Source organism: Clavibacter sp. MX14-G9D (genome assembly GCF_032917815.1).
GTDB classification, from domain to species: domain Bacteria; phylum Actinomycetota; class Actinomycetes; order Actinomycetales; family Microbacteriaceae; genus Clavibacter; species Clavibacter michiganensis_K.
In genome coordinates, this window is the sequence record NZ_JAVCVL010000185.1 from 1 (window position 1) to 5,435 (window position 5,435).

6 protein-coding genes are annotated in these 5,435 nt (G+C 76.0%); 4 read left to right on the top strand and 2 right to left on the bottom strand.

Annotation, left to right across the window (positions count from 1 at the left end):
* The first annotated feature begins 90 nt into the window (after nucleotides 1–90).
* The gene (locus Q6969_RS12615) at nucleotides 91–1,215 is read left to right on the top strand and encodes a hypothetical protein (RefSeq protein ID WP_317230742.1); all 1,125 of its coding nucleotides are present in this window, start codon (nucleotides 91–93) and stop codon (nucleotides 1,213–1,215) included.
* Between the two features lie 42 nt (nucleotides 1,216–1,257).
* Here the strand turns inward: Q6969_RS12615 and Q6969_RS12620 are convergent, their stop codons facing one another.
* Nucleotides 1,258–1,701, bottom strand: coding sequence for a DUF1801 domain-containing protein (locus Q6969_RS12620; RefSeq protein ID WP_317230743.1), 444 nt, complete (start codon nucleotides 1,699–1,701; stop codon nucleotides 1,258–1,260).
* Nucleotides 1,702–1,805: 104 nt separating this feature from the next.
* Between Q6969_RS12620 and Q6969_RS12625 the strand changes: the two genes are divergently transcribed.
* Nucleotides 1,806–2,075, top strand: coding sequence for a hypothetical protein (locus tag Q6969_RS12625; protein ID WP_317230744.1), 270 nt, complete (start codon nucleotides 1,806–1,808; stop codon nucleotides 2,073–2,075).
* Between the two features lie 67 nt (nucleotides 2,076–2,142).
* A complete protein-coding gene (locus Q6969_RS12630; RefSeq protein WP_317230745.1) occupies nucleotides 2,143–3,273 on the top strand; it encodes an SDR family oxidoreductase in 1,131 nt (376 codons plus the stop codon).
* A gap of 31 nt (nucleotides 3,274–3,304) precedes the next feature.
* On the opposite strand, the gene Q6969_RS12635 is transcribed toward Q6969_RS12630, so the two are convergent.
* Nucleotides 3,305–4,513 (bottom strand): DUF418 domain-containing protein, encoded by a 1,209-nt coding sequence (locus tag Q6969_RS12635; RefSeq protein WP_317230746.1) that lies wholly within the window; start codon nucleotides 4,511–4,513, stop codon nucleotides 3,305–3,307.
* Between the two features lie 134 nt (nucleotides 4,514–4,647).
* Here Q6969_RS12635 and Q6969_RS12640 point away from each other — a divergent pair.
* Nucleotides 4,648–5,435: ABC transporter ATP-binding protein (locus Q6969_RS12640; RefSeq protein WP_317230747.1), on the top strand; the 788-nt coding region annotated here is incomplete at its 3' end.

A 5,435-nucleotide genomic window follows, 5' to 3' on the forward strand; every position in this document is an offset into this window, starting at 1 on the left:
TCCGCGCGACCCGGCGCGCCTGACGCCCCGCCCGCCGCACGGCGCGTGACCGTCGGCCGGGCACCTAGCCTGGAGCGCGAGGGGGCGCCGATGGACGTGCACTGGCTGAGCGCGCCGGACGACGAGGTCGCCCGGGCGATGCGCGCCGTGCGGACCGGGGCCCGACCCCGGTGGATGCCGTCGCGGCGCAAGGTGCTGGCGCACGTCAGCGACTCCCTCCTGCTCTGGGCCCTGTGCCTCGTCCTCATGACCTGGGGCGTCGTGACCGACGGCCGGGGCGACGGCACCGTCACCCCGTCGACCATCGCGGGCCTGTCCGGCGCGGCCGTCGTCCTGGGCGCGTGGTTCCTCGGATCGCGACTCCTCCACCGCTGGGCGGCCAGGCCCCCGTCGCCGCGGTCCCGCGGCCGCGAGTGGCGGCAGCACCTCACCGCCCTGGCGAACGGCTTCGAGCCGGATCCGATGGAGGTCCCGCCCTTCCGCGCGCTCATCACGGGCGGGGTGACGGGCGTCAGCGCGACCCCGCGCTTCCGGACGACCGGAGCCGAGTTCGGCGTCATCCGCCGCCGGGGCGCCACGCACGGCGGCTGGACGTACGTGGCCCTCGCCCTGCCCGTGCCGCTCCCGCACCTGGTGCTCGACGCGACGGCGAACGACCGGCGCGGCAGCGACCTGCCGGCCAGCGTCCGGCGCGACCAGCGGCTCTCCCTCGAGGGCGACTTCGACCGGCACTTCCGGCTGTACGCGCCCGGCGAGTACGAGCGCGACGCGCTCTACCTCCTCACCCCGGACGTCATGGCCGCGCTCGTCGACGACGCCCGGGACTTCAATGTGGAGGTCATCGACCGGCGCGTGGTGTTCTTCCGCCGCGACCCGGCGGACCACTCGCGGCCCGAGCCGTGGGAGGAGGCGGGCCGGATCATCGACGGCGCGGGCGCGCGCCTCGTCGCGCGGGCGCGTCGCTACCGGGACGACCGGGTGCTCCTCGGCGGCGGTCCGCCCGCGCCGCTGCGCGAGGACCGCGACGAGCAGCCGCCGGATCCCCGGCTCCCGCGCATCGCCGAGGACGGCCGCCGGCTCGACGTGCGCGACGCCCGCACGGGGACGCTCGGCTGCCTCGCCTGGGCCGCCTGGGTGGCCTTCCGGTTCCTGCTGCTCTTCGTGCCCGCCGTGTTCGCCTTCGCGGGCTTCATGTCGATCGTCGACGGGCGCTGAGGGTGCCCGGGGCGCCCGCCTCGAGCGCCCGCCTCGGGCGCATCAGCCGCCGACCGCCCGCCGCAGCAGCTCCGCCACGCGCTCCGCGTTCGCGGGATCCACGGTCGTGAGCGCGTACGACGTGGGCCACATGGTGCCCTCGTCGAGCCGCGCCGGGTCCTGGAAGCCGAGCGTGGAGTAGCGGGTGCCGAACTTCGACCCCGGCTGGAAGAACGCGACCGGCTTGCCGTCGGCGTCCGCGTAGGCCGGGAAGCCGTACCAGGTCTTGGGGGAGAGGTCCGGCGCGTGCTCGAGCACGAGGGCGTGCAGCCACTCCGCGATGGCCCGCTCGTCGTCGGGCATCGCCGCATGCGCGTCGAGCACGCCCTGGAGCGCCGCGGCCTGCTTGTCGGCCGACCTCTGCCGCTTCGCCTCCTCGCGCAGCTCCCGGGCGCGCTGCTTCACCGCCTCGCGCTCGTCCTTCGAGAGACCGCCGTCGTCCGTCATGTCCGCTCCTGCCTGGTGGTGTCCCTGGAGCGTGGCAGGTGCGGGGACGGCCGACAAGCGGCGCCGCGGATCCGGGCGTCGCCGCGACAGCGTACGGTCGGAGCATGAGCACCCACGAGCAGGACCAGCCCATCATGGACGGCGCCGGCGACGCGACCGCCGAGGAGAAGCGGGCCGGGCTCGCCGAGCAGGTCGCCTACGACCACCGGGACAGCGGATCCGAGGCCATGGCCGCGGACCTCGACCGTCGTGCGGCGGACGCCGGCCTCACCGACGCGCCCGCCGACCCCGCCGCCACGCAGGCGGTCTCCACCGGCAGCGACGGCGTCGACGGCGAGGCCGACGCGGAGGCCGACGGGCCGCACCCGGCCTGATCCGACCGACACGCCCGCGACGAGCCGCCCGGAATGCCCGGGCGGCTCGTCGCGGTTGGGGCAGGGGATGACCGAGAACCGAGAGACCCCCGTCCGCACGTCCGCCGCCCCCGCGTCGCCCCGCTCCCACGGCACGGGCCGCACGGCGCTCGTCGTCGGCGCGACCGGCATCAGCGGATCCGCGCTCGTCGACCGGCTCACGGCCGAGGGCTGGCAGGTTTTCGCGCTCAGCCGCCGCGCCGGCGCCGAGCGGCCGGGCGTGCGCTGGATCAGCGCCGACCTGCGCTCCGCGGACGACCTCCGCCGCGCCCTCGCCGACGAGCGCCCCACGCACGTCTTCTTCACCGCCTGGTCCCGCCAGGCCACCGAGCAGGAGAACATCGACGTCAACGGCGGCATGGTCCGCGACCTCCTCGCCGCACTCGACGGCGCGCCCGTCGTCCACGCCGCGCTCGTCACCGGCCTCAAGCACTACCTCGGCCCCTTCGAGGCGTACGGCCAGGGCGACATGCCCGACACCCCGTTCCACGAGGACGAGCCGCGCCTCGACGCGCCGAACTTCTACTACGCGCAGGAGGACGAGCTGTTCGCCGCCGCCTCCCGCCAGGGCTTCACCTGGTCGGTGCACCGCTCGCACACGGTCATCGGGCACGCCGTCGGCAACCAGATGAACATGGGCCTGACCCTGGCGGTCTACGGGTCGATCTGCCGCGACCTCGGGCTCCCGTTCGTGTTCCCCGGCAGCCGCACGCAGTGGGACGGCCTCACCGACGTGACCGACGCGACGGTGCTCGCCGAGCAGATGGTCTGGGCCGCGACGACCGAGGCGGGCCGCGACGAGGCCTTCAACGTGGTCAACGGCGACGTCTTCCGCTGGCGCTGGATGTGGCCGCGCCTCGCGGCCCACCTCGGCGTGCAGCCCGTGGGCTTCGAGGACGTGCCGCGCCCGCTCGAGGCGCAGATGGCGGGCCTGGAGGACGAGTGGGCGCGCATCGCCCGCGACGCCGGTCTCGCCGAGCCCGACCTCGGCCGCATCGCGTCCTGGTGGCACACGGACGCCGACCTCGGCCGCGACATCGAGGTCGTCACCGACATCAGCAAGAGCCGGCTGGCCGGGTTCACGACCCACCACCGCACCCTCGACAGCTTCCTCGGGCTGTTCGAGCGCTACCGCGCCGAGGGGCTCATCCCGCGCTGACCGGGCGCGCCGGCGCCGGGGGACCCGCGGGTCACGGCGTCGGCCGGCCGTACGCCAGGCGGCGGATCGCCCACTCGGCCGGGCCCGCCCGGCCGGCGCGCTCGAGCGCCACGGCGAATGCGACGGTGACCAGCCACACGCCGACGGCGACGAGCGCGATCCGCGCCGAGCCCGCGCCGACGCCGAGCCCGAGCGACCACGGCTCCAGCAGGATCGCGAACAGCACCGACTGGAGCAGGTAGCAAGTCATGGAGCGTCGGCCGACCGCGGCGAGGGCCACGAGCACCGGACCGGGCGCCGGATCCCCGCGGCGGGCCCGCGCGGCGACCGCCCAGCCCACGAGGCCGAGGAGCCCCAGCGCTCCGCCGACGCCCGTCGCCCCGTGCAGCACCGCCACGAGGTAGAGGACGACGGGATCCGCGTCGAGCGCGCCGACCGTCGCGAGCACCAGCGGCAGCGCGCCGAGCACGCTCACCGGCAGGCCCACGAGCGCGAGCCGACGGAGGAGCGGCAGGTGGGCGGCCGGGTCCTCGAGCACCCGACGGCGGCCGAGCAGGATCCCGAGGGCGGCCAGCGGCACGAGCGCCCCGACCGACACGGGCGTCGCGACGAGGATGGCGGCCAGCGCGATCGCGCGCGCGCCGAGGTCCCCGAGGAACGAGCCGTCGCCGCCGAGGCCGAACGCGGAGCCGGACCCGTCGTCGGCGCTGAACCCGTCCGCGCCCGCGAGGACGAGGAACACGATCGCGGGCGCCCACACGAGCACCCGGAAGACGCGGTCGCCCGCCCGGTACGCGGCCGCGAGGCCGAGGCCGAGGATCCCGTACGAGAGCAGGATGTCGCCCTCGAAGAGCAGCACGACGTGCAGCGCCCCGAACAGCATGAGCCCGAGGCTCCGGCGCACCAGGAGCCCGCGGGCGCGCGGGCCGTCGACGCCCGCGGCCGCCTGACGGCGGAGGACCACCGTGAAGCCGTACGCGAAGAGCATCGTGAACAGCGGGAACGCCCGGTTGTCGACGAGCGTGCCCACGAGGGCGTCGGCGACGTGGTCGAGCGCCGTGCCGTCCGTCGGGCGCGCGAGCGGGCCGAGCGGCCGCCCGGAGATGAAGTACACGGAGTTGGCGAGCGCGATCCCGAGCAGCGCGATCCCGCGCAGGAGGTCGGGCGCGAGCATCCGCTCCCCGGCGGCCACGGGCCGGCTGTACGGGATCGGCGGCGCGGGCGTCGGGCTCGTGGTCATGCGCCCAGCCTGGCGGTCGCGACCGGACCCGGGCGACCCCCACGCGAGGGAGCGCGGCATCCACCGATCGGCGGATGCGGCGGATCGACCGCTCGGCCGTTCCGCTGCCGCGGCGCGACCGGCACGCTGGACCCATGACCACAGCAGCCGTCGAGGAGCACGTCAGCGTGCGCGACCTCGAGAAGACCTACGGCACGACCACCGCGCTCCAGGGCGTCACCTTCGACATCCACCGCGGCGAGACGTTCGCGCTCCTCGGGCCGAACGGCGCGGGCAAGTCCACCACCATCGAGATCCTCGAGGGGTACCGGCTGCGCAGCGGCGGCTCCGCGACCGTGCTCGGCGTCGACCCGGCGAAGGGCGGCCGCGCCTGGCGCGCCCGCATCGGCATGGTGCTCCAGTCGAGCTCCGAGAGCGGCGCGATGACGGTGCGCGAGCAGGTGGCGCACTTCGCCCGCATGTACCCGCGGCCGCGCGACGTGGACGCCACCATCGAGGCCGTCGGCCTCACGGAGAAGGCGGGCACCCTGCTGCGCGCGCTGTCCGGCGGCCAGCGGCGGCGCGTGGACGTGGCCCTCGGGATCATCGGCCGACCCGAGCTGCTGTTCCTCGACGAGCCGACGACCGGCTTCGACCCGGAGGCGCGGCACCGGTTCTGGGACCTGGTGCGCGAGCTCAAGGCCGAGGGCACGACCATCCTCCTCACCACGCACTACCTCGACGAGGCGCAGCAGCTGGGCGACCGGGCGGCCGTGATCGCGGGCGGGCGCCTGGTGGCGATGGGCCGGCTCGACGAGATCGGGGGAGAGGAGGCGCGGATCCCGCGCGTGCTGTGGCGCGACGACGACGGCGCCCACGACGAGCGGACCCGCACCCCGGGCGCCCTCGTCGCGCGCCTCTCGGCCGCCACCCCCGGCGGCGA

Excerpts from the sequence above, each read along its gene's own strand:
- Q6969_RS12615 (WP_317230742.1), top strand. The coding sequence starts at position 91 with ATGGACGTGCACTGGCTGAGCGCGCCGGACGACGAGGTCGCCCGGGCG.
- Q6969_RS12620 (WP_317230743.1), bottom strand. The coding sequence starts at position 1,701 with ATGACGGACGACGGCGGTCTCTCGAAGGACGAGCGCGAGGCGGTGAAG.
- Q6969_RS12625 (WP_317230744.1), top strand. The coding sequence starts at position 1,806 with ATGAGCACCCACGAGCAGGACCAGCCCATCATGGACGGCGCCGGCGAC.
- Q6969_RS12630 (WP_317230745.1), top strand. The coding sequence starts at position 2,143 with ATGACCGAGAACCGAGAGACCCCCGTCCGCACGTCCGCCGCCCCCGCG.
- Q6969_RS12635 (WP_317230746.1), bottom strand. The coding sequence starts at position 4,513 with ATGACCACGAGCCCGACGCCCGCGCCGCCGATCCCGTACAGCCGGCCC.